Raw genomic sequence first — 20,088 nt, forward strand, 5'->3', positions numbered from 1 at the left:
TAACGATTTGTCTTTCTCCTACCCTGATCAATGGGAAATGTGAAACAATTCCTATGCGACAGACACGAGGCCGTGAGGCGACTGCAGTATATCTTGCTGATTGCAATCTCCGTACGCAAGTGATGGAAAAGGCTTAGGAGGACCGGACATGGCTCAGCTCAAGAAAATCCTGCTGGTGGATGATGACGAAGATTTGCGCGAAGCGCTCAGCGAGCAACTCGTGATGACCGAAGATTTTGATGTGTTCGAAGCATCAGATGGTCAGTCCGCAATGGAGCGTGCACGCGAAGCGATTTATGATCTGGTTATTCTAGATGTCGGCCTGCCCGATACCGATGGCCGCGAGCTGTGCCGCCTGATGCGCAAGCAAGGTGTCAAAAGCCCTGTACTGATGCTGACCGGGCACGACAGTGATGCCGATACGATCCTTGGCCTGGATGCAGGTGCAAACGACTATGTCAGCAAGCCTTTCAAATTCCCGGTTCTTTTGGCACGCATTCGGGCCCAACTGCGTCAACACGAACAATCCGAGGATGCAGTATTTGTTCTTGGCCCCTACACCTTCAAGCCAGCGATGAAGATGCTGATGACCGAAGATGATCGCAAGATCCGTCTGACTGAGAAAGAGACAAACATTCTCAAGTTTCTCTATCGGTCGACCGATGGCGTTGTCGCGCGCGATGTCCTGCTGCACGAAGTGTGGGGTTATAACGCCGGTGTTACGACGCACACATTGGAAACACACATCTACCGTCTACGTCAGAAGATCGAACCCGACCCGTCAAATGCGCGCCTTTTGGTCACAGAATCGGGCGGATATCGCCTTGTTGCTTGACTAATGGTGGATTGACTTGGATCAAAGTGATACCCTGTAGGTATCTTTAGATTACTCCCAACCCGCGCATGTCCGGGTTATGACATGCACCTCCCTGTTGGACTGCCGGGCCCCATGGCCCGGCTTTTTTTAACGCTCAGCCAATTGATCGCCTGAATTCTACTATGTCGTCAGGATCAGAGATTGAGATGAAACTGACCTTTACACGCCTACCCGAGGTTGATCCGCAAGATATTCTTTCGCACATGTCTGATCCTCGCTTGGCTGAACATTTACCTCTGTTAACAAGCGGATGGGACAACGTAGCCGTCGTCCAATTTGTTCAGGTCAAGGAAGAGTACTGGGTGCGTGACGGGCTTGGGCATTGGGCAATATTGCATGGCGATACATACATAGGTTGGGGTGGGTTCCAAAAAGAAGGCGACGAGTGGGACTATGGTTTGGTTCTGAGGCCTGAATATTTTGGATTAGGCTCGCGGATCACGCGACAGGCAATTGAATTTGCTATTGCGGACCCGCGCATCCCGTTCGTGACGTTTTTACTGCCTCTATCGCGTCGAAAATTGGGGGCTTTGGCACGGTTGGGTGCCCACTATATCGGTGAAATCGAGTATGAGGGTGCGAAGTTCAGAAAGTATCGTATTAAAACGGGCTAGGAGCCCGATACATGCTGTTTCGCACAATGGGATCTGATTTGTCGGTCTTTTCCCATGGCGCCGCTTACAGTCGCGCGCTAACCTGCGCAGATCGAGACAAAGGAACTTTCCGATATGCCCTTTACCCTTGCCACATGGAACATCAACTCGGTCCGCCTGCGTGAGCCTATCGTGCTGAAATTGCTGCAGGAAGAGGCGCCGGATGTCCTATGCCTGCAGGAATGCAAGTCGCCGGTCGACAAGATTCCGACCGAGGGCTTCGCCGAGCTAGGCTACACGCATATGATCGCGCGGGGGCAGAAAGGCTACAACGGTGTCGCCATCCTGTCCCGGCTGCCGCTCGAGGAAGTGGGCGACAAGGATTTCGCGGGATTGGGTCATGCACGCCATATCGCGGGTCGGCTGGAAAATGGTGTGACCATCCACAATTTCTATATTCCTGCCGGAGGTGATGTCCCGGATCGCAAGATGAATGAGAAGTTTGGTCAGAAACTGGACTACCTGACCGATATGCGGGACTGGTTCCATGCCGAGAAGCCGGAAAAGTCCATACTGGTTGGCGATTTAAATATTGCCCCGCGCGAAGATGATGTCTGGTCGCACAAACAACTGCTCAAGGTGGTTTCGCATACGCCGATCGAAGTTGAAGCGCTGGCCGAGACGCAGGATGCGGGTGGCTGGGTCGATATTACCCGGCAGGATATCCCCGAAGGGCAGCTTTATAGCTGGTGGTCCTACCGGGCGCGGGATTGGGACGCGGCAGATAAGGGGCGCAGGCTGGATCATGTCTGGGCCACGCCTGATATCTCGAACGCTGGCCATTCCAGCCGAGTTTTGCGCGATGCGCGTGGATGGGAGAAACCAAGCGATCATGCGCCGGTTTTTGCGACATTCGACGTCTGATTGATGTAAAAACGCTCGACTCAGCCCTTGGTTTCTGAACTGCGGGGCTGCATATAGAGCGCAAATACGAACCTGAGAGTAAATACCATGGATCTTTTGAACGGCGCAGCCGGCCCTGATACCACTGATCTGATCAAGGATGGGACCGAGGCCACTTTCATGGCCGATGTGGTCGAAGCCTCGCAAGAGATGCCGATCATCGTCGATTTCTGGGCTCCATGGTGCGGTCCTTGCAAAACGCTAGGCCCGGCACTGGAAGAGGCGGTGACCGCAGCCAAGGGCGCGGTCAAGATGGTCAAGATCAACGTGGATGAGGCTCAGATGATCGCGGGCCAGTTGCGTGTGCAGTCGATTCCGACCGTCTATGCCTTTCATAAGGGGCAACCAATTGACGGATTTCAAGGCGCCTTGCCGGGGTCTGAGATCAAGGCATTTATTGATCGCGTGATCGAAGCCGCAGGTGGCGAGAGCCCCGGTAATCAACTGGACGATGCGGTTCAGGCCGCAGAAGAAATGTTGACTGAAGGGGCGGCCGTTGACGCAGCGCAAACCTTTGCGGCTATTCTGGGCGAGGATGCCAACCACGCTGCAGCTTATGGCGGGCTAGTACGGGCGCATATCGCGCTGGGTGATTTGGATCAGGCTGAAGCCATCCTCAACGGTGCCCCGGCCGAGATTTCAACTTCGCCCGAGGTTGAAGCAGCCCATGCGCAGCTCGAACTGGCCAAACAGGCGGCGGATGCTGGGCCGGTTGGTGAATTGACTGCGGCGGTTGAGGCTGAACCTGACAACCATCAAGCCCGATTTGATCTTGCGCAGGCCTTGCATGCCAACGGTGATGTTGAAGAGGCGGTCGCTCAATTGCTCGAACTATTCCGCCGTGATCGCGAATGGAATGAGGGCGCGGCCAAGGCTCAGCTCTTCACGATCTTCGATGCGCTCAAGCCCAATGATCCAATCGTGTTGAACGGACGGCGCAAGCTCAGCTCGATGATATTTGCCTAAATTCCGATCAGGGCTACACTCGTCTACATGATGCACCCCGCTGATCTGCCGGAAACGGTGTCTGTGTTTCCTCTGCCCGGAGCGCTGCTGTTGCCGCGCTCGCGCCTACCGCTGCACATTTTTGAGCCGCGCTATCTCCAGATGCTGGATGACGCTTTGAAAACGTCCGAGCGGCTGATCGGGATGGTGCAGCCGAACACCTGTCAGGGGGACGAGACCAAGCTGCATCAAATCGGTTGCGCTGGCCGCATCACACAGTTTTCCGAGACTGAAGATGGTCGCTATCTGATCACTCTGACTGGAATATCGCGTTTTAGGGTCAAATCAGAATTGGACAGTTTCACCCCATATCGGCGCGCCTCGGTGTCTTGGGATGGGTTCGACCGTGATCTGGGCAAGGCCGAAGTGGATGACGGTTTTGATCGAGACAGGTTCCTAAAACTACTGGAACGTTTTTTCTCATCGCGCCAGTTGTCGACCGATTGGGACACGATGAAAGACGCAGACGACGAGCTTTTGGTCAATTCGCTGTCGATGATGCTCGAATTCGACCCTGAGGAGAAGCAGGCCCTGCTTGAAGCCCCCTGCCTGCGTACCCGGCGCGAGACCTTGGTGACATTGATTGAGTTCGCCATGCGTGGCGGATCGAATGAGGAACATCTGCAATGAGCACACCCGAACACGCATTTGATCGCCATATGCTTGAGGCGTTGATTTGTCCGCAGACCCACACAACGCTGCACTATGATGCCGAGCGGCAGGAACTCGTGTCCAAAGCCGCCGGGCTGGCCTTCCCGATCCGCAACGGTATCCCGGTGATGCTTGTGGATGAGGCGCGCGAACTTGACTAAATCTGGCGCCCTTGCAGCAGTTTCGGCAGATCGCCGGTCAGCCCTGCTGCCTCGCGCACAAAGCCCCGGCGCAGTCCGGGCAGAGATCCGACAATGCCCATACCGATATCCCGGCCCATGCGGAGCAGAGGGTTGTCGTTTGAAAACAGCTTGTTGAACACATCCGTCGCCATTGCGAGCGAGGCGGTGTCGAACCGACGCCACTCCTGATAGCGCTCCAGTACCAGCGTTGATCCGATATCTTCGCCACGTCGTCCAGCAAGAGTCAGGACCTCGGCCAAGGCCCCCACATCGCGCAGTCCCGCGTTCAGGCCTTGCCCAGCAATGGGGTGCATGCCGTGGGCGGCGTCTCCAACCAAGGCCAGCCGATCTGCTATGAAGGAGTTGGCAATTGTCAGGTTCAGCGGATACGTGAACCGGTCGCCTTGCAGGTGGATGTCCCCAAGGAAATCACCAAAGCGCGGGCGCAGGATCTGCAGGTAGTCTGCCTCGGGCAGGGCATTGATCTGTTTGGCCGTCTCACTGCGTTCGCTCCACACGATGGAACTACGGTTGCCGGTCAGAGGCAGAATCGCCAGCGGGCCGGGGGGCATGAAGAATTGATGGGCAATTCCGTGATGGGGCAGTTCGTGTTCTATGGCGCAAACCAAAGCGGTCTGGCCATAGTCCCATCCCGTGCGCTTTATTCCAGCGCGCATTGCAGTCCCGCTGCGACGACCATCACAACCGACCAAAAGATTGCCAGACAGAGTCGAACCATCGTCTAGCGTCAGCGTCGCTCCGAGTGCTGTGATGTCCTGAGATATAACAGTTTTGCCGCTGATTTCGGTGATCCCGGCATGTTCGGCCATGGCTTCCAGAAAGGCACGCCGAAGGTGACGGTCTTCGACCATATAGCCCATTGGACCTTCTTCGATCTCAGCATGATCGAAATGCATGAAAAATGCCGAGGGTCCTGCACCGGCATGGCCATCGGTGACCTTGATTTCGAGCATGGGCTGGGCGTGGTCTTCGACCTTCTCCCAAACGCCGATTGCGTCCAGAAGACGTTGTGAGGCCAGCGCCAGTGCGTAAGCACGCCCATCAAAGGCCGCGTTCTTGCGTACCTTCTCTGCCAGAGCATCAATTACGGTGACCGAATGCCCGGTCTGAGCCAGCGCCAGCGCAAGAGCAGGGCCATTCAGGCCGCCGCCAACAATCAGGATGTCGGATCTGTGTTCCATGTGCTGCAATATGCGTGCCCATTCGGGATTGTCCATGTGCGGTCCTGTCGCTACCGTCCGGACACGGAATTACTCGGGAGGTGACCGGATGCAAGACTGGCTGACCATGACGGCATGTGATTTGGGCCGTGGTATCGGAATGGGGCAGATCGATCCGGTTGAACTGACCGAAACATATCTGAGCGCGATTGACGCCCATCCACATCGCGATCGCATTTACGCCTGTGTTACCCACGACCGCGCCCGCGCCGAGGCACAAGCAGCGCAAGAGCGCGTCAAACTTGGCCTGCGTCGATCATTGCTGGATGGGGTTCCAATCAGCTGGAAAGACCTGTTTGACACGGCAGGCGTCGGAACCGAGGCAGGTTCGGCCTTGCTAAAGGGCCGCGTGCCCGAATCTGATGCGCAGGTGGTACGGAACGCGACCGTTATGGGCACGGTCTGTCTGGGTAAAACCCACATGAGCGAATTGGCGTTCTCGGGTTTGGGCCTCAACCCTGTGACGGCCACACCTCCGTGTGTGAATGACGAAGAGGCCGTACCCGGAGGTTCATCCTCAGGGGCAGGGGCCTCGGTAGCATGGGGTCTTGCAGCTGGCGGTATCGGATCAGACACAGGCGGATCGGTGCGCATTCCTTCTGCATGGAACGATCTTGTGGGGCTCAAAACCACGGCGGGGCGCGTTAGCCTCGAAGGCGTCGTACCGCTTTGCCTGAAATTCGATACGGTTGGGCCTTTGACAAGGTCTGTTGAGGATGCCGCTCATATGCTGGCTACGCTGGAGGGCACAGCCCCGGCTGATCTGCGCGGGGCCTCTTTGAAAGGTCGCCGCTTTGCTGATTTGCAGAACGTGGCCAAAGATGATCTGCGCGAGGCGCCTGCCAAGGCCTATTATGAGGCGCTAGTGCGTCTGAAAGAGGCCGGGGCCGAGATTGTTCCGCTTGAAGTGCCTGAGTTGAACGATGCGATGGGACTGTCAGGTGTGCTTTATACGACCGAAGCCTACGGTCTGTGGCGCGACGTTATCGAAGCGAACCCTGAAGCGATGTATCCCGAAATCCTGGAACGGTTCCGCATGGGCAAAGCATATACCGGCCCGGATTACGTGGCTGCCTGGTCAATGCTGACTGCCTGCCGTCAGGCCTGGGACGCGGCGACCGCCGGGTTTGACGCGGTGCTTGCGCCGACCGCACCGATCTTGCCGCCTAATCTGGACCGGCTGATGAATGACCATGACTACTATGTCACCGAGAATCTTCTTGCCCTCCGAAACACAAGGATTGGAAATCTGATGGGACTTGCGGCGCTGACATTGCCCACGGGAACACCCGGTTGCGGGCTGATGATGCTGGGCTATCCGGGGTCGGAAGAGGCCCTGTTACGGCTCGGATCAGCCGCCGAAGGTGCTTTGACCTGAATGCCACAATCCCCTGATTCGGAACCTCTTTGTCTGGACGAGACCCGGGTCGATCTGTAATCTGCCAAGAAACGGGGCGCAAAATGACCCCGATATTGAGGCAGTATGATGAATTACCCCGAGCGGTTTTCGAACCTACCGGAATATGCATTCCCGCGTCTGCGCGCCCTGTTGGATCATCATCAACCGGGTGGCGATATCGTTCACATGACCATTGGCGAGCCCAAGCACGATTTCCCGCCCTGGGTAACCGACGTGATCATGGAAAACGCCGCCGGATTTCAAGGCTATCCGCCAAACGAGGGCTCGCCCGAATTGCGCGCTGCAATCGCTGACTGGGTCAACCGCCGCTATGGCGTGTCGATGGATGCAGATACCAATGTGATGGCTCTGAACGGCACCCGCGAGGGGTTGTACAATGCCGCGATGGCACTGTGCCCTGAACAGAAGAACGGCCAGCAGCCGATCATTCTGTGCCCTAACCCATTTTATCAGGTCTATATGGTCGCCTCGATCTCGGTCGGAGCGCAGCCCTATTTTGTGTCCGCAACCGCTGCGACCAGCCATTTGCCGGACTACACCAGTTTGCCCGAAGAGGTGCTGAATCGCACGGCCGTCGCCTATATCTGTTCACCCGCGAACCCTCAGGGGGCGGTCGCATCGCGAGACTATTGGGCTGAACTGATCCAATTGGCCGAGAAATACGATTTTCGCATCTTTGCCGATGAGTGTTACTCCGAGATCTACCGCGACACCGCTCCGGTCGGTGCGCTGACCGTTGCACAGGAGCTGGGTGCTGATCCCGAGCGGGTTACTCTGTTCAACTCACTGTCCAAGCGATCAAATCTGGCCGGATTGCGGTCCGGGCTTATCGCGGGTGGGCCTGAGACAATAAAACAGGTCAAGCTGTTGCGCAGCTATGCAGGTGCCCCCTTGCCTGCACCGTTGCAGGCCGCCGCTGCCAAAGTCTGGGCCGATGAGGTGCATGTGCAAGAGAACCGCGCTCTCTATCAGGAGAAATACGCCATCGCGGATGAGGTCTTTGCAGGTGTGCAGGGTTACATGCCGCCTGAGGCCGGGTTTTTCCTGTGGCTGCCGGTCGAAAACGGCGAAGAAACCGCATTGAAGCTTTGGCAGGAAACCGGCGTTCGGGTTCTGCCGGGCGCATATCTTTCCCAAGGTGATCCGGGGCAAAACCCGGGCGAGCAATTTATCAGGGTCGCTATGGTGGCTCCAAAAACAGAGATGAAGCGCGGGCTGATCACGCTCCGCGACTGCATCTATTCGTGAGGTACGAGGGCAAAATGGCATCATTGAACGCGCGTAACCGTGATCCGCTGCTGGACAGCACCACGCAAGCCGCCATCGAACGGCGCAGTAAGGAACTGATCGGGATTGCTCTGATCTTGTTGGGGCTCGCAGCCGCCGCGATGGTATGGTCCTATACGCCTGACGATCCGAACTGGATGGTCTCAACCGACGCACCTGTGCAGAATTGGATGGGGCGCATCGGGGCCTCGATCGCAGCACCGTTGTTCATGATCGTGGGGTGGGGCAGCCTGGGTGTCGCGCTGGTATTGGTCACCTGGGGCGTGCGCTTTGCGGGTCATTTTGGCGAAGATCGCGCCATTGCCCGTTTGATTTTTGCTCCGATCTGGATTGCAGTTCTGGCCGTATACGCAGCGACGCTGGTGCCGGGGGCTGAGTGGCGGGCTACGCATAGCTATGGGCTGGGCGGTCTGTTTGGCGACACGGTGATGGGCGCTTTGTTGACGCTGTTGCCGATCTCTTCCCATTTTCTTGTCAAGCTGATGTCGCTCGCGATGGCGGTTGGGATGCTGGCGCTGGGCGTTTTCGTGTTGGGTTTTACCAAAGTCGATGTGCGCAATGGTTTCCGGGCCTTCTTGTTGGGGCTGGTCATGGCTTATGACTTGCTGATGAATGCGCTGGGCCGAGGGGCGACCGCGACCGCGCAGGTCGCGCGCGATCGAAAAGCGCAGTGGGCCGAGCGTAAAGCAGAACGCGCAGTAGCGGTGCAGGCGGATTTTGATGATGATCTGGCCTATGCAGAACCTGTTTTTGAAGACCCTGAGCCTGAAATTCAGGAGCCCGCAGCTAAGACAGGTCTTCTGGCGCGGATGCCATCGCTGATCCGCCGCCCCGAACCGATGCCCGAACCCGAGTTGATCGAGACCGTCGCTGTCGAAGGCTATTACGATATGCCCGGCGAGGATCGTATTCGGTCCAAGATTTCGGCTGCGGTACGCAATCGTAAGGTCGCAGCAGGGGAGTTGACGCCTGAACCTGATCCGAGCCTGCCATTGACCAAAGGGCGTGGTAGGGGCCCGGATCCGCTGATATTGAACTCTGGCGTGGCAGATGAATTGCCACCTGAGCCTCCGATGACATCTGCCGGTTTGCCCCCCGAACCACCGATGACTGCTGGTTCTGAGGCGTCTTATTTGGCTCAGGCTGATTTTGTGGCCGAACCGGACTATGAAGACGAGGCAGTGTTTGAGGATGCCCCTGAACAGGCGCCGCAACCACGGCAGGCGGTTAAGATACCGGTGGCTGAACCGCGTAAGCCCGTAGTGGCTCAACCGGTCCGCCGCGCGCCCCCGCCTTCGCGCAGGGCGCAGGCCGAGGCGCAGCCGACACTTTCATTTGAGGAGCGGCATTCCGATTTCGAACTGCCACCGCTGGGCTTGTTGTCAAACCCGGCCAGCATTCAGCGTCATCACCTGAGTGATGAGGCGCTGGAGGAAAATGCTCGGATGTTGGAAAACGTGCTGGATGACTATGGCGTCAAGGGCGAGATTGTCAGCGTCCGCCCCGGCCCCGTGGTCACAATGTACGAACTTGAACCGGCTCCGGGCCTGAAAGCCAGCCGTGTGATTGGTTTGGCGGACGATATCGCGCGCTCGATGTCGGCCCTGTCGGCGCGGGTGTCGACTCTGCCGGGGCGTTCGGTGATCGGGATCGAATTGCCGAATGAAAACCGTGAGATGGTGGTGCTGCGCGAAATTCTCGCCAGCCGTGATTTCGGTGATGGCAATCACGCCCTGCCACTGGCGTTAGGTAAGGATATCGGCGGTGAGTCCGTCGTAGCGAACCTCGCAAAGATGCCTCATCTACTGATTGCTGGTACAACCGGTTCCGGTAAGTCGGTGGCGATCAACACGATGATCCTGTCGCTGCTCTATAAGCTGACGCCGGATGAATGCCGCCTGATCATGATCGACCCCAAGATGTTGGAACTGTCCGTTTATGACGGCATCCCGCATCTGCTCTCACCCGTTGTGACCGACCCGAAAAAGGCCGTCGTGGCCCTGAAATGGGTCGTGGGCGAGATGGAGGATCGCTATCGCAAGATGTCCAAGATGGGCGTTCGCAACATCGCGGGCTACAATGGCCGCGTGAAGGACGCGCTGGCCAAGGGAGAGATGTTCAGCCGTACGGTTCAGACCGGGTTCGACGATGAAACCGGTGAGCCGATGTTCGAGACCGAGGAATTCGCGCCCGAAGCGATGCCCTATATTGTCGTCATCGTTGACGAGATGGCCGACCTGATGATGGTCGCAGGTAAAGAGATTGAGGCCTGCATCCAACGTCTGGCACAGATGGCGCGTGCCTCAGGTATTCACTTGATCATGGCTACGCAACGCCCCTCGGTCGATGTGATCACCGGCACGATCAAAGCGAACTTCCCGACACGGATTTCATTCCAGGTAACTTCGAAGGTCGACAGTCGCACCATTCTGGGCGAGATGGGGGCCGAACAGCTGCTGGGGCAGGGCGATATGTTGTATATGGCGGGCGGCGCCAAGATTACCCGTTGCCACGGTCCGTTTGTCTCAGATGAAGAGGTCGAGGAGATCGTCAATCACCTGAAACAGTTCGGTCCGCCGGATTACATGAGCGGCGTAGTCGATGGCCCGGCCGAGGAAAAGGCTGACAATATCGACGCCGTTCTGGGCTTGAATACCGGTGGTAACACCAACGGAGAAGACGCCCTTTATGATCAGGCGGTGGCGATTGTGATCAAGGATCGCAAATGTTCAACCTCGTACATTCAGCGGAAACTCGCCATTGGCTATAACAAAGCGGCGCGGCTTGTTGAGCAGATGGAAGACGAAGGCGTTGTTTCCGGGGCAAATCACGTGGGCAAACGTGAAATCCTCGTCCCCGAGCAATAGGATATTTAATAACAAGGGCAGAACGCTTATCTGGGGCGTATGAAACAGATTGCTTTTGCCCTTGCTCTGACACTGGCCGCACCTGCCGCATGGGCGGCGGACAAGCTGCCGCTGTCGCAGATCTCTAACTATCTGAATCAGTTGAAAACGGTTCAGACCACCTTCACGCAAGTAAATGATGATGGCTCGTTGAGCGCCGGAAAGCTGTGGTTGCAGCGCCCGGGCAAGATGCGGTTTGAATATGATCCGCCAAATGACGCGGTGGTTTTAGCACGGGCCGGAACGGTGCAGATATTCGACCCCAAATCGAACCAACCGCCCGAGCAGTACCCTTTGAAACGTACCCCGCTGTCTCTGGTCTTGGCGCGCAATGTCAATCTTGCACAAGCCAACATGGTCGTGGGTCACGACTTTGACGGAACAGCTACGATTGTCACGGCTCAGGACCCCAAGAACCCTGAAAGCGGCCGGATCGAACTGATGTTTACTTCCGATCCGGTTGAGCTGCGCAAATGGGTGATACACGACAACGCAGGCAGTCAGACGACCGTTCTGCTTGGGCCTCTGACCGAGGGTGGGACCCTCGATTCAAATGTGTTTTCTAACCAGGCCAGAATCGGGTCAAGCGATCGCTGACCCGACAGGTTCAATATCGGCAATTCGCCAACTGGGCCTGATACAGCTCTGCGCGGGCATCCACATCACTCGCCACATTCAACAGCCATGACTTGCTGTTGTAGCTGCCGCGCGCGTAACCCGTATGACCTTCATGATAGGCCAGATACTGGTTGCGTGTGTCGCTGGGGTGGATGCCGTTCCGCTCATAACTTTTGTTCATGTACCAGCCGATGAAATCTGACGCATCGCGAATACGATCCCGCTTGGCGCGGCGTTTACCGGTTTCACGCTGATACTGCTCCCACGTGCCATCAAGCGCCTGGCCATAACCGTAGGCGCTGCTTTGACGACCCATCGGAATAACACCCAGCACATATTTGTGCGGCGTGCGTGCGTCGTGCCTATACCGACTTTCCTGGTAAATCGTTGCCATCTGAACGTGGACCGGAACGCCCCATTTGCGCTCGGTGCTTTTGAAGGCCTTTATATAGTCGGGCTTTTCGCGCGCAATGCTGCACGCGTCATTCAATCTGCTTGGCGGCTGCTTCGACCCGCCACCACAGGATGCCAAAAGCAGCACCCCGAAGAGTACGAAAAGAAATCTGCTCATGTGCCTCGTGCCTTTTTTCTTTATTCTAGCGCAGATTGAGCATTTTGGAAATCACAATCGTTACAGAATAATAGCGAGAATTAGAGGTAGTGCTGCAACAGACAACATCGTCGAGACCATAACCATGCCGGCAACGGCGTCGGAATCAGCCTCGAACCTTTCCGCCAGCAGGTATGATGTCACGGCGACTGGTGTGCACATCTGCAGGACCAACACTCCAAAGGCCACAGGCCCCAACCCAAAACCGGCGGCAAAAGCCCAACCAAGCCCGAAGCACACAGAAAGCTTGAGCAAAGAAAGCCAAATCGCCTGTTGCAGTTTTTGGGTTGTCAGTCGGGCAATCGCTACGCCAAGTGTAATCAGCATCATCGGAATTGCCATCTGGCCCAGCAATTCCAGCGTGTTGGTCAGAAACAGAGGTGTTTGCCACCCGCGCCAAAGAAATAAGGCCCCCAGCAACGTGGCCCAAACCATGGGTTCGCGCAGAACCTTCCCAAATGCTCCGCACCCGGCAACCAGATAGATACCGTAGGTGAATGAGAACAGAGCGGTCACTGCCAAAAAGATCACCGCATAACCCAATCCTGCCTGACCAAATGCAAATATGCAAAGCGGTAGCCCAAGATTGCCGGTATTTCCAAAGATAAGCGGTGCCAGATAAGTGCGTTGCTCCATTCTGGTCAATCGCACAAAGGCCCAAAACACTGCTGCCAGCGCGATATGGGCCGCAATTGCCGCAATGGTGAACCGGGTCAGATCCCCACCGGGAATATTGGTCTGCATCAGGGCGACAAAAATCAGACTGGGCACCGCAAGTGTGACCGCAAGACGCGTTACAAACTGTAGCCGATACTCAAATCCAAGCCTAACCCATGCGAACCCGATCCCAGCCAAAAGGAACACAGGGGCCACGATTTCGAACACTCTCAGTAGTAGGTGCACAGACTGTTTCCCCGAATTTCCACTCAATGATTGGCTTTTCCGCCCGAAAAGAGGTAGTAACCTCTTTGGGGGCCGAAACAATGTTAAAGACACAAGCCAAGTACCGCCTGGGACAGGTGGTTCGACATAAAAGACACCCTTTTCGAGGGGTAATTTTTGATGTCGATCCGGAATTTTCGAATTCAGAAGAATGGTATCAGGCCATCCCCGAAGATAGCCGCCCTCTGAAAGATCAGCCGTTCTATCACCTGCTAGCTGAAAACGACCAATCCTTCTATGTGGCTTATGTTTCAGAACAAAATCTGATCGAAGACCAATCTGGTGAGCCCGTTGATCACCCCGACATCCCCAATATGTTCGGCCCGTTTCAGGACGGATCATACCCGTTACATTTTCAGTTGAACTGAATTCCGTAGCTGTATTGTAAGTGCTTAGTATCCAAGAGCGCAGCCGTCTTTACGCGGGTCACTTGCCCCTATCAAGATGCCTGTGTCACAGATTCGAATGGCTTGCGCGCCCCCAAGGGGTGTTTCCAAAACTTCAATGATGTGCCCCATATCGGATAATTGTTGTTTGATTGGGTCAGAATAGCCGCGTTCCATTTTTAATACACCTCCATCCGCAAACGCGCGGGGGGTGTCTATGGCCTGCTGCATCTCCATCTTGAAATCCGTCAAGTTTGATACAAGCCGGGCATGGCCGGTCGGTTGATAGGCACCACCCATGACGCCAAAGGGCATCGTTATCCGGCCATTTTCACGCAAAAGACCGGGAATGATGGTGTGCATAGGACGCTTCCCACCTGCCAACTCATTCGGATGTCCAGGTTCAAGATTAAACCCGGCCCCCCTGTTCTGCAGCAATATTCCGAACTTCTCGGAAGCAATGCCCGAGCCGAACCCATGGTAGATCGAATAGATCAGCGAAACCGCCATGCGATCCCGATCTACAACCGTGATATAGACGGTGTCCTTATGCACGGATTCAGTCAGAGGGGCGGCTGCGGGCATAGCGTGTTTCGGGTCTATGAGGGCAGCCAGGCTTGCAGCGGTTTCTGGGGCAAGGAAATGCGCCATCCGGCTGCTATGATCGGGGTCGGCAATGAACCGGTTGCGGGCGTCATAGGCCAACTTGGTGGCCTCGGCCTCAATATGCAACCGCTCGGCCCCCAATGGGTCGAGTGCTGCCAAATCAAAATGTTTCAGGATGTTTAGCAAAAGGATTGCGGTGGCGCCCTGACCGTTTGGAGGATGTTCGTACAGATCGACACCTGCGTAATCTCCACGAACAGTCGACGCTTCGTCACTCTGAACCGCTGCGAAATCTTGTGCTGTGTGTGTGCCTCCAAGTTCGGACAAGACCGCCAGCATGTCTTCGGCAATCTCACCGTTATAAAACGCGTCATGCCCGTGTCGTGCCACACGGCGCAGTACCTCTGCCTGGCCCGGTGCCCGAAAAATCTGACCGGTTTGCAGGGGTTTGCCATCCTTCAGATAGTGATCCCGTGCGGCACCTTGCAGGGTCGCGGCGCTGTTTTGCCAATCAAACGCTACGCGCGGCGCAACTGGTACGCCAATTTCAGCATAGTGGATGGCCGGTCGCAGAATCGCTTCCAGCCCCAATCGCCCCTCCGATTGTGCCAATCGGCAAAAGGCCTCAACAGCGCCAGGAATAGTCACCGCATCTGGGCTGGTCAGAGGGACGGAGTTTAGTCCGCGATCACGCAATGCCCCTGCATCAGCATCCGCTGCGGCACGACCTGAGCCGTTTAGTGCGCGCACGGTGTTCTCACCTGCGCGGTTATACAGAACAAAACAATCGCCACCCAAGCCGGTCATCTGTGGCTCGCAAATGCCCAAAAGCACAGCACCCGCAATGGCGGCATCCATCGCATTGCCACCTTGTTCAAGAATGTCCAAAGCTGTTTTTGCGGCCAGTGGATGTGATGTGGCACACATTCCTTCGGTTGCCAGAACTTCAGACCGTCCGGGCTTGTGCAAATCGCGCATAGCGTACCTCTTCCGTAATCAGGCCGAGGTTAGGGCTTGGGATAAAATTGTCCAACAATTTCAGGAAGGAGGTTCCTCGGCGCCGTTCACTGGGTGGGGGCTGTGACGCTAGGCGCCGAGGGAAGCTATCTGAGCTACCCCTTGTTTATGATCTTTGTTTGCGGCGCGACAATGGTTCGATCTGGGCGTTATTGTGGCCATTTGGTGCCGATCAGTGTGGCGTGTCAAAGTTGAAGCGAAGGTAGAGCAGATTAACTCCGTCTTTGCGCTCATACTGAATGTCGCTGCTAAGTCGGTGAATCAGGTACCAGCCAAAGCCGCCTTCAGGAAGGTTTTCCAAATCTGTGTCGACGGATGCCGGTTGGCTGCTTGGCACACGCAAACCGGGCATTGGATCGCCGGAGTCAAAAATTTGGACTATCAGTTCTTTTGCGCACAAAGAGCAATCAATTCTAATGTCAGTCGGGGAGATCTCGGCATAGGCGTGTTCAACCACATTGTTTATGGCTTCGGTGAGCGCAATTCTAACATCGTCAGCTTTACTTTCTGGCAAGCCGTGTTTTGTCAGTCGAGCACTTAAAATAGCTATCCCTTCGGAGGCCTGAACCTGAGTTGCAGGAAAGCTCAAATTGAGACAATCTTGTTTGCAATTGGCGCCCACGGCGATTTACTCCTGCCGGTCGTCAATCCGCCTCTGCGCATATCGCTTCATCCAGCGAAGCGAACAACCTGAAAACGGTGTCCATACGCGTAAGACGAAACACTTTTTGAACAATCGGGCGCGGTTCTGCCAAGTCCAGGCGTCGTCCGTCGCCCAGTTGTTTCATTGAGGCGACAATGGCCCCCAGGCCACTGGAGTCTATGAATTCTACCGATGACAAATCCAGGACAATTCGTTTCGCACCGGTTTGTGTTTCTGCCCGCATGTCTTCTTTGAATTGAATCGCCATTGCGGCATCTATGCGGTCGCAGTGAACGGATATTACTTGTGTCTCGCCGGTCGTGTCGCTGCTGAGCCCCATGGTCAACCGCCCTTCGTATTGCAATTTGATCGTAGAAATACGCTAGACGGTAATTCTTACCATTCGGTATCCATGGTCGGGAAAGCACGAAGGAGATTCCGGATGAACGAAGTTGTGATCGCGGGGGCCGCACGCACGCCAATGGGTGGATTTCAGGGAATGTTTGACGGCGTCACTGCTGCGGATTTGGGTGGTGCTGCAATCCGTTCCGCGTTGAAAGGTGCAGGGGCTGAGACCGTTGACGAAGTGCTTATGGGCTGCGTCCTTCCAGCGGGTCAGGGCCAAGCCCCTGCGCGCCAAGCGGGATTTGCGGCAGGGTTGGGTGAAGAGGTGCCCGCCACAACGCTTAACAAAATGTGTGGCTCCGGCATGAAGGCCGCAATGATTGCGTTTGACCAGATCGCTTTGGGCCATACTCAGACAATGGTCGCTGGCGGGATGGAGAGCATGACTAATGCACCCTACCTTCTGCCCAAGATGCGCGGCGGGGCACGGATCGGGCACGGGCAGGTGGTTGATCACATGTTTCTGGACGGGCTTGAGGACGCCTATGACAAAGGCCGCCTCATGGGCACTTTCGCCGAAGACTGCGCCGAATCCTACCAGTTCACGCGCGAGGCGCAGGACGAATATGCTCTGCGATCGCTTTCGAACGCTCTGTCAGCGCAGGAAAATAATGCCTTTGATCAAGAGATTACCTCGGTCTCGATTCAAACCCGCAAGGGAGAGGTCGTGCTGGATGCAGATGAGCAACCACAGTCGGCGCGGCCCGAGAAGATACCCACGCTGAAACCAGCCTTTCGCAAGGATGGAACGGTAACGGCGGCCAATTCTTCTTCGATCTCGGATGGTGCAGCCGCCCTTGTGCTTGCTTCGGCTGAGGCGGCGGAAAAGCAGAACCTGACCGTGCGTGCGCGAATCCTTGGTCACGCCAGCCATGCTCAAGCGCCGGGGTTGTTCACAACTGCTCCGGTCCCTGCCGCGCAGAAATTGTTGGATCGTATCGGTTGGAAGAAAGAGGATGTCGATCTGTGGGAAGTCAACGAAGCCTTCGCTGTTGTGCCCATGGCCTTCATGCACGAAATGGGCTTGTCCCGTGAGATCGTAAACGTGAATGGCGGCGCATGTGCGCTTGGTCATCCGATTGGCGCCTCCGGGGCCCGGATCATGGTCACGCTGCTCAACGCGTTGGAAAAACGGGACCTCAAGCGCGGTGTCGCGGCAATCTGCATCGGTGGCGGAGAAGGGACGGCCATAGCAATAGAACGCGTTTGACGCTTTGACTTTTTGCAAATACTCCGGGGAATTGGCGGCAGCGCCCGCAGTTTCCCGCATGCAAGGTCTATCAACATGAAAGCCGACTACGAAACACTCGCCAATACCATTGCCGCCTTGACCGAGGGTGAAACCGACGAGGTTGCGCTGATGGCCACGGTGGCATGCGAAGTGCATCACTCTGACGACCGTTTCGACTGGACAGGGTTTTATCGCGTGACCGAGCCCGAGGTGTTGAAAATCGGACCCTATCAAGGTGGGCACGGCTGCCTTGTGATTCCGTTTGAGCGCGGCGTTTGTGGTGCGGCTGCCCGAACGGGACAGGTGCAACTGGTCGCGGATGTCGACGCGTTTCCAGGCCATATCGCCTGTGCGTCATCCACAAGGTCCGAGTTGGTTCTGCCCGTGCGGGACGCGAATGGAAAAGTGATCGCAGTTTTCGATATCGATAGCGACCAGCCCGATGCGTTTACCGAAGATGATGCGACCGCACTTGGCGCTATCCTGGCGGATGTCTTCGCGCGTTAGAGGGTTCCGTCCTATCGCAAAAATGCCCCGAGATCGCGGGAAATGATCTGGTAACAAAGCCCGACCTGACACGCGGCAATGGCATAAAGCCACGTCGAGAATCCGCGCTTGCGAGTCTTGTGCCCGAAGATCCAGCGCCCCAATAGCGCGGCGAAACTGCCGCCCAAAGCTGCCAACCACAACAAGCGCCGCTCAGGAATGCGCCGCTTTCTGCGGCGTGCACGCAACTTGTCCCAACCAAAGATCAATATGGTTAGGGCGTTAATGGCCCAAAGATAGATTACGGCAATCCACATGGACCGTGCATAGCCAACTATTTTTGCGGACCCAAGTGAAAAAATGCTTGGAAATTTCACCGATTCGAGGCACCGTGAAAAAGTAAGAAAAAATTTCACGCTAACTCGGAGCGCAAATTGAACTCTCAGGCCCCCCACAGCGCAACACTCGGTGCCGACCTGCGCGCGCTGCGTAAGGCGCGCGGGTTGACGCTGACTGAAATCGCTAATCGATTGGATCGGTCCGTAGGCTGGCTCAGCCAGGTCGAAAGAGACATGTCCGAGCCTTCAATCTCGGATCTACGACAGATTGCCGAGTGTTTAGGCGTGCCGATGTCGATGCTGTTTGCTCATTCTGCAGCCCCAGCGGATGAGCAAGGATATGTCGTGCGGGCCGGATCACGTCGTCCGATGGGCTCGGGTGAAGAAGGTCTGATTGAAGAATTGCTTTCGCCTGACCTGACCGACGATTTCGAGATGGTGCATTCAACATTCGAGCCGCATTCGCAGATGCAGACGCCAGCAAACCGGCCGACACAGGAAGTCGGCTATATGGTGTCAGGCCGTCTGGAACTGACGATTGGTACGCGCAGTTTTCAGGTTGGTCCTGGTGACAGCTTCCGGATCAAGCACGAACCCTACACATGGTCCAACCCCTTTGACGAACCCGCGGTGGCCATCTGGGTCATAGCGCCTCCGGTGTACTGATGAGTTTTGAAGCCTGGACCATATTCGCTCTGTTCTGGGTGGTGTTTGTGACCACTCCGGGGCCGAATGCGGTCAACTGCATCTCAAATGGTATGAGCCTGCCATTAACCAAAGCTATGCTGGGCGTACTCGCCATTCTGACACAGGCAAGCGCGTTCCTGATCCTCTCGGCAGTGGGGATTACTGCGTTGATTGCCGCATCGCCAATGGGGTTCTTTATCGCCAAGTTGATCGGGGCCGGGTTTCTGATCTGGATGGGCGTTCGCGGTTGGATGAACGCTGCGAAGCCTGCTCCAGCTTCTGAGCGTCCGGCGCGGCATGTTTACTTTCACGCGTTGGCCGTCGCCACGATCAACCCCAAAAGCATCGCCGGATACCTTGCGGCGTTTTCGCAGTTTGTGCAGCCGGATGTACCCATCTGGCAGCAGATGGCTGTGATCATGCCGACGGCACTGGTCATCACGACACTCAGCTATACCGGGTTCACCTTGCTGGGGGCACTGATGGGCAAGGCCGCACTGGGGGCGGTGTTCAATATCTGGGTACGCCGCGTGATGGCGACCTGTTTCATCATCTATGGCGTTTTGCTGGGGGCCAGCTCTACGCCGACAGCGAGGGGATAAAGACATGCATACCGGTTCCTGCCTTTGCGGCGCGGTCGCTTTTGCTGTTGACGGAGACCTCACGCCACCAAATGCCTGCCATTGCGGGCAGTGCCGCAAACAGTCGGGGCATTTGTGGGCCTCGACCGTCACGCATCAGGACAATCTCAGCTTTACCGCCAGCGAAACGCTGGGCTGGTATCGCGCCTCTGACATTGCCAAGCGCGGTTTCTGCCGCGCTTGTGGCTCGTTCCTCTTCTGGCAGCACAATTACGAGGACACGATCGCAATTTCCGTGGGCTCTTTGGATGAGCCGACCGGGTTGAAACTCGCCCAGCACATCTTCGTGGCGGACAAGGGCGATTACTATGACATCAAAGACGACCTGCCCCAGCGGGCTCACTAATAGGGAA

The 20,088-nt window shown here is 56.3% G+C and carries 23 protein-coding genes; 16 read left to right on the forward strand and 7 right to left on the reverse strand.

Translation table 11 applies throughout. The annotated features are described in order from the left end of the window. The first annotated feature begins 148 nt into the window (after nucleotides 1-148). The 6 genes from ACR0IU_RS10340 to ACR0IU_RS10365 all read left to right on the forward strand — a co-directional run bounded on the left by ACR0IU_RS10340 (nucleotide 149) and on the right by ACR0IU_RS10365 (nucleotide 4,250). Nucleotides 149-835: a response regulator transcription factor gene (locus tag ACR0IU_RS10340; protein ID WP_008756096.1), complete on the forward strand. Its 687-nt coding sequence runs from the start codon at nucleotides 149-151 to the stop codon at nucleotides 833-835. Nucleotides 836-1,023: 188 nt separating this feature from the next. Next, nucleotides 1,024-1,491, forward strand: coding sequence for a GNAT family N-acetyltransferase (locus ACR0IU_RS10345; RefSeq protein ID WP_480716186.1), 468 nt, complete (start codon nucleotides 1,024-1,026; stop codon nucleotides 1,489-1,491). Between the two features lie 114 nt (nucleotides 1,492-1,605). Then, nucleotides 1,606-2,394, forward strand: coding sequence for an exodeoxyribonuclease III (locus tag ACR0IU_RS10350; protein WP_480716187.1), 789 nt, complete (start codon nucleotides 1,606-1,608; stop codon nucleotides 2,392-2,394). Nucleotides 2,395-2,481: 87 nt separating this feature from the next. Beyond that, a complete protein-coding gene (locus ACR0IU_RS10355; RefSeq protein ID WP_480456600.1) occupies nucleotides 2,482-3,399 on the forward strand; it encodes a tetratricopeptide repeat protein in 918 nt (305 codons plus the stop codon). 27 nt (nucleotides 3,400-3,426) lie between these two features. Continuing rightward, nucleotides 3,427-4,068: an LON peptidase substrate-binding domain-containing protein gene (locus ACR0IU_RS10360; RefSeq protein WP_480716188.1), complete on the forward strand. Its 642-nt coding sequence runs from the start codon at nucleotides 3,427-3,429 to the stop codon at nucleotides 4,066-4,068. After that, on the forward strand, nucleotides 4,065-4,250 hold the full coding sequence (locus ACR0IU_RS10365) for a Trm112 family protein (RefSeq protein WP_010440817.1): 186 nt from the start codon (nucleotides 4,065-4,067) through the stop codon (nucleotides 4,248-4,250). The genes ACR0IU_RS10360 and ACR0IU_RS10365 overlap by 4 nt, the downstream gene beginning before the upstream one ends. Here ACR0IU_RS10365 and ACR0IU_RS10370 read toward each other — a convergent pair. Further along, complete coding sequence (locus tag ACR0IU_RS10370; RefSeq protein ID WP_480716189.1) at nucleotides 4,247-5,509, reverse strand: FAD-dependent monooxygenase; 1,263 nt, start codon at nucleotides 5,507-5,509, stop codon at nucleotides 4,247-4,249. The two genes, ACR0IU_RS10365 and ACR0IU_RS10370, sit on opposite strands and share 4 nt — an antisense overlap. A 52-nt stretch (nucleotides 5,510-5,561) precedes the next feature. Between ACR0IU_RS10370 and ACR0IU_RS10375 the strand changes: the two genes are divergently transcribed. The 4 genes from ACR0IU_RS10375 to ACR0IU_RS10390 all read left to right on the forward strand — a co-directional run bounded on the left by ACR0IU_RS10375 (nucleotide 5,562) and on the right by ACR0IU_RS10390 (nucleotide 11,722). Continuing rightward, on the forward strand, nucleotides 5,562-6,890 hold the full coding sequence (locus ACR0IU_RS10375; RefSeq protein WP_480716190.1) for an amidase: 1,329 nt from the start codon (nucleotides 5,562-5,564) through the stop codon (nucleotides 6,888-6,890). Nucleotides 6,891-6,998: 108 nt separating this feature from the next. Then, nucleotides 6,999-8,180 (forward strand): aminotransferase class I/II-fold pyridoxal phosphate-dependent enzyme, encoded by a 1,182-nt coding sequence (locus ACR0IU_RS10380; protein WP_480716345.1) that lies wholly within the window; start codon nucleotides 6,999-7,001, stop codon nucleotides 8,178-8,180. A 14-nt stretch (nucleotides 8,181-8,194) separates the two neighbouring features. Beyond that, nucleotides 8,195-11,086 (forward strand): DNA translocase FtsK, encoded by a 2,892-nt coding sequence (locus ACR0IU_RS10385; RefSeq protein WP_480716191.1) that lies wholly within the window; start codon nucleotides 8,195-8,197, stop codon nucleotides 11,084-11,086. A 39-nt stretch (nucleotides 11,087-11,125) separates the two neighbouring features. Then, entirely contained in the window at nucleotides 11,126-11,722 is a 597-nt protein-coding gene (locus tag ACR0IU_RS10390; protein WP_480716192.1) for a LolA family protein, read from the forward strand. A gap of 10 nt (nucleotides 11,723-11,732) precedes the next feature. Here ACR0IU_RS10390 and ACR0IU_RS10395 read toward each other — a convergent pair whose 3' ends face one another. Both ACR0IU_RS10395 and ACR0IU_RS10400 read right to left on the reverse strand, forming a co-directional pair. After that, nucleotides 11,733-12,314 carry a transglycosylase SLT domain-containing protein gene (locus tag ACR0IU_RS10395; protein ID WP_010440829.1) on the reverse strand — a complete coding sequence of 194 codons (582 nt, stop codon included), beginning with the start codon at nucleotides 12,312-12,314 and terminating at the stop codon, nucleotides 11,733-11,735. Between the two features lie 60 nt (nucleotides 12,315-12,374). Then, nucleotides 12,375-13,256: an AEC family transporter gene (locus ACR0IU_RS10400; RefSeq protein ID WP_480716193.1), complete on the reverse strand. Its 882-nt coding sequence runs from the start codon at nucleotides 13,254-13,256 to the stop codon at nucleotides 12,375-12,377. A gap of 80 nt (nucleotides 13,257-13,336) precedes the next feature. Here ACR0IU_RS10400 and hspQ point away from each other — a divergent pair, with 80 nt between their 5' ends. Beyond that, complete coding sequence (hspQ, locus tag ACR0IU_RS10405; RefSeq protein ID WP_010440833.1) at nucleotides 13,337-13,663, forward strand: heat shock protein HspQ; 327 nt, start codon at nucleotides 13,337-13,339, stop codon at nucleotides 13,661-13,663. Between the two features lie 24 nt (nucleotides 13,664-13,687). Here hspQ and ACR0IU_RS10410 read toward each other — a convergent pair whose 3' ends face one another. The 3 genes from ACR0IU_RS10410 to ACR0IU_RS10420 form a co-directional block, all read right to left on the reverse strand. After that, nucleotides 13,688-15,265 (reverse strand): gamma-glutamyltransferase family protein, encoded by a 1,578-nt coding sequence (locus ACR0IU_RS10410; RefSeq protein ID WP_480716194.1) that lies wholly within the window; start codon nucleotides 15,263-15,265, stop codon nucleotides 13,688-13,690. 211 nt (nucleotides 15,266-15,476) lie between these two features. Next, complete coding sequence (locus tag ACR0IU_RS10415; RefSeq protein WP_480716195.1) at nucleotides 15,477-15,926, reverse strand: ATP-binding protein; 450 nt, start codon at nucleotides 15,924-15,926, stop codon at nucleotides 15,477-15,479. 22 nt (nucleotides 15,927-15,948) lie between these two features. Continuing rightward, the gene (locus ACR0IU_RS10420; RefSeq protein ID WP_170771531.1) at nucleotides 15,949-16,287 is read right to left on the reverse strand and encodes an STAS domain-containing protein; all 339 of its coding nucleotides are present in this window, start codon (nucleotides 16,285-16,287) and stop codon (nucleotides 15,949-15,951) included. Between the two features lie 102 nt (nucleotides 16,288-16,389). On the opposite strand from ACR0IU_RS10420, the gene ACR0IU_RS10425 reads away from it, so the two are divergent. Both ACR0IU_RS10425 and ACR0IU_RS10430 read left to right on the forward strand, forming a co-directional pair. Then, nucleotides 16,390-17,562 carry a thiolase family protein gene (locus ACR0IU_RS10425; RefSeq protein WP_170545206.1) on the forward strand — a complete coding sequence of 391 codons (1,173 nt, stop codon included), beginning with the start codon at nucleotides 16,390-16,392 and terminating at the stop codon, nucleotides 17,560-17,562. A gap of 75 nt (nucleotides 17,563-17,637) precedes the next feature. Beyond that, entirely contained in the window at nucleotides 17,638-18,090 is a 453-nt protein-coding gene (locus ACR0IU_RS10430) for a GAF domain-containing protein (RefSeq protein ID WP_480716196.1), read from the forward strand. Between the two features lie 11 nt (nucleotides 18,091-18,101). Here ACR0IU_RS10430 and ACR0IU_RS10435 read toward each other — a convergent pair whose 3' ends face one another. After that, on the reverse strand, nucleotides 18,102-18,386 hold the full coding sequence (locus tag ACR0IU_RS10435; RefSeq protein ID WP_480716197.1) for a DUF1294 domain-containing protein: 285 nt from the start codon (nucleotides 18,384-18,386) through the stop codon (nucleotides 18,102-18,104). A 117-nt stretch (nucleotides 18,387-18,503) separates the two neighbouring features. On the opposite strand from ACR0IU_RS10435, the gene ACR0IU_RS10440 reads away from it, so the two are divergent. From ACR0IU_RS10440 to ACR0IU_RS10450, 3 genes are read left to right on the forward strand one after another with little or no spacing between them, the layout of a single operon-like run. After that, nucleotides 18,504-19,073 carry a helix-turn-helix domain-containing protein gene (locus ACR0IU_RS10440; protein ID WP_010440848.1) on the forward strand — a complete coding sequence of 190 codons (570 nt, stop codon included), beginning with the start codon at nucleotides 18,504-18,506 and terminating at the stop codon, nucleotides 19,071-19,073. Continuing rightward, nucleotides 19,073-19,696 carry a LysE family translocator gene (locus ACR0IU_RS10445; protein WP_170545202.1) on the forward strand — a complete coding sequence of 208 codons (624 nt, stop codon included), beginning with the start codon at nucleotides 19,073-19,075 and terminating at the stop codon, nucleotides 19,694-19,696. Before ACR0IU_RS10440 ends, ACR0IU_RS10445 begins: the two co-directional genes overlap by 1 nt. Before the next feature lie 4 nt (nucleotides 19,697-19,700). Then, nucleotides 19,701-20,081, forward strand: coding sequence for a GFA family protein (locus ACR0IU_RS10450; protein WP_480716198.1), 381 nt, complete (start codon nucleotides 19,701-19,703; stop codon nucleotides 20,079-20,081). Nucleotides 20,082-20,088 lie beyond the last annotated feature (7 nt).

The organism is Ruegeria sp. CL5 (genome assembly GCF_056536485.1).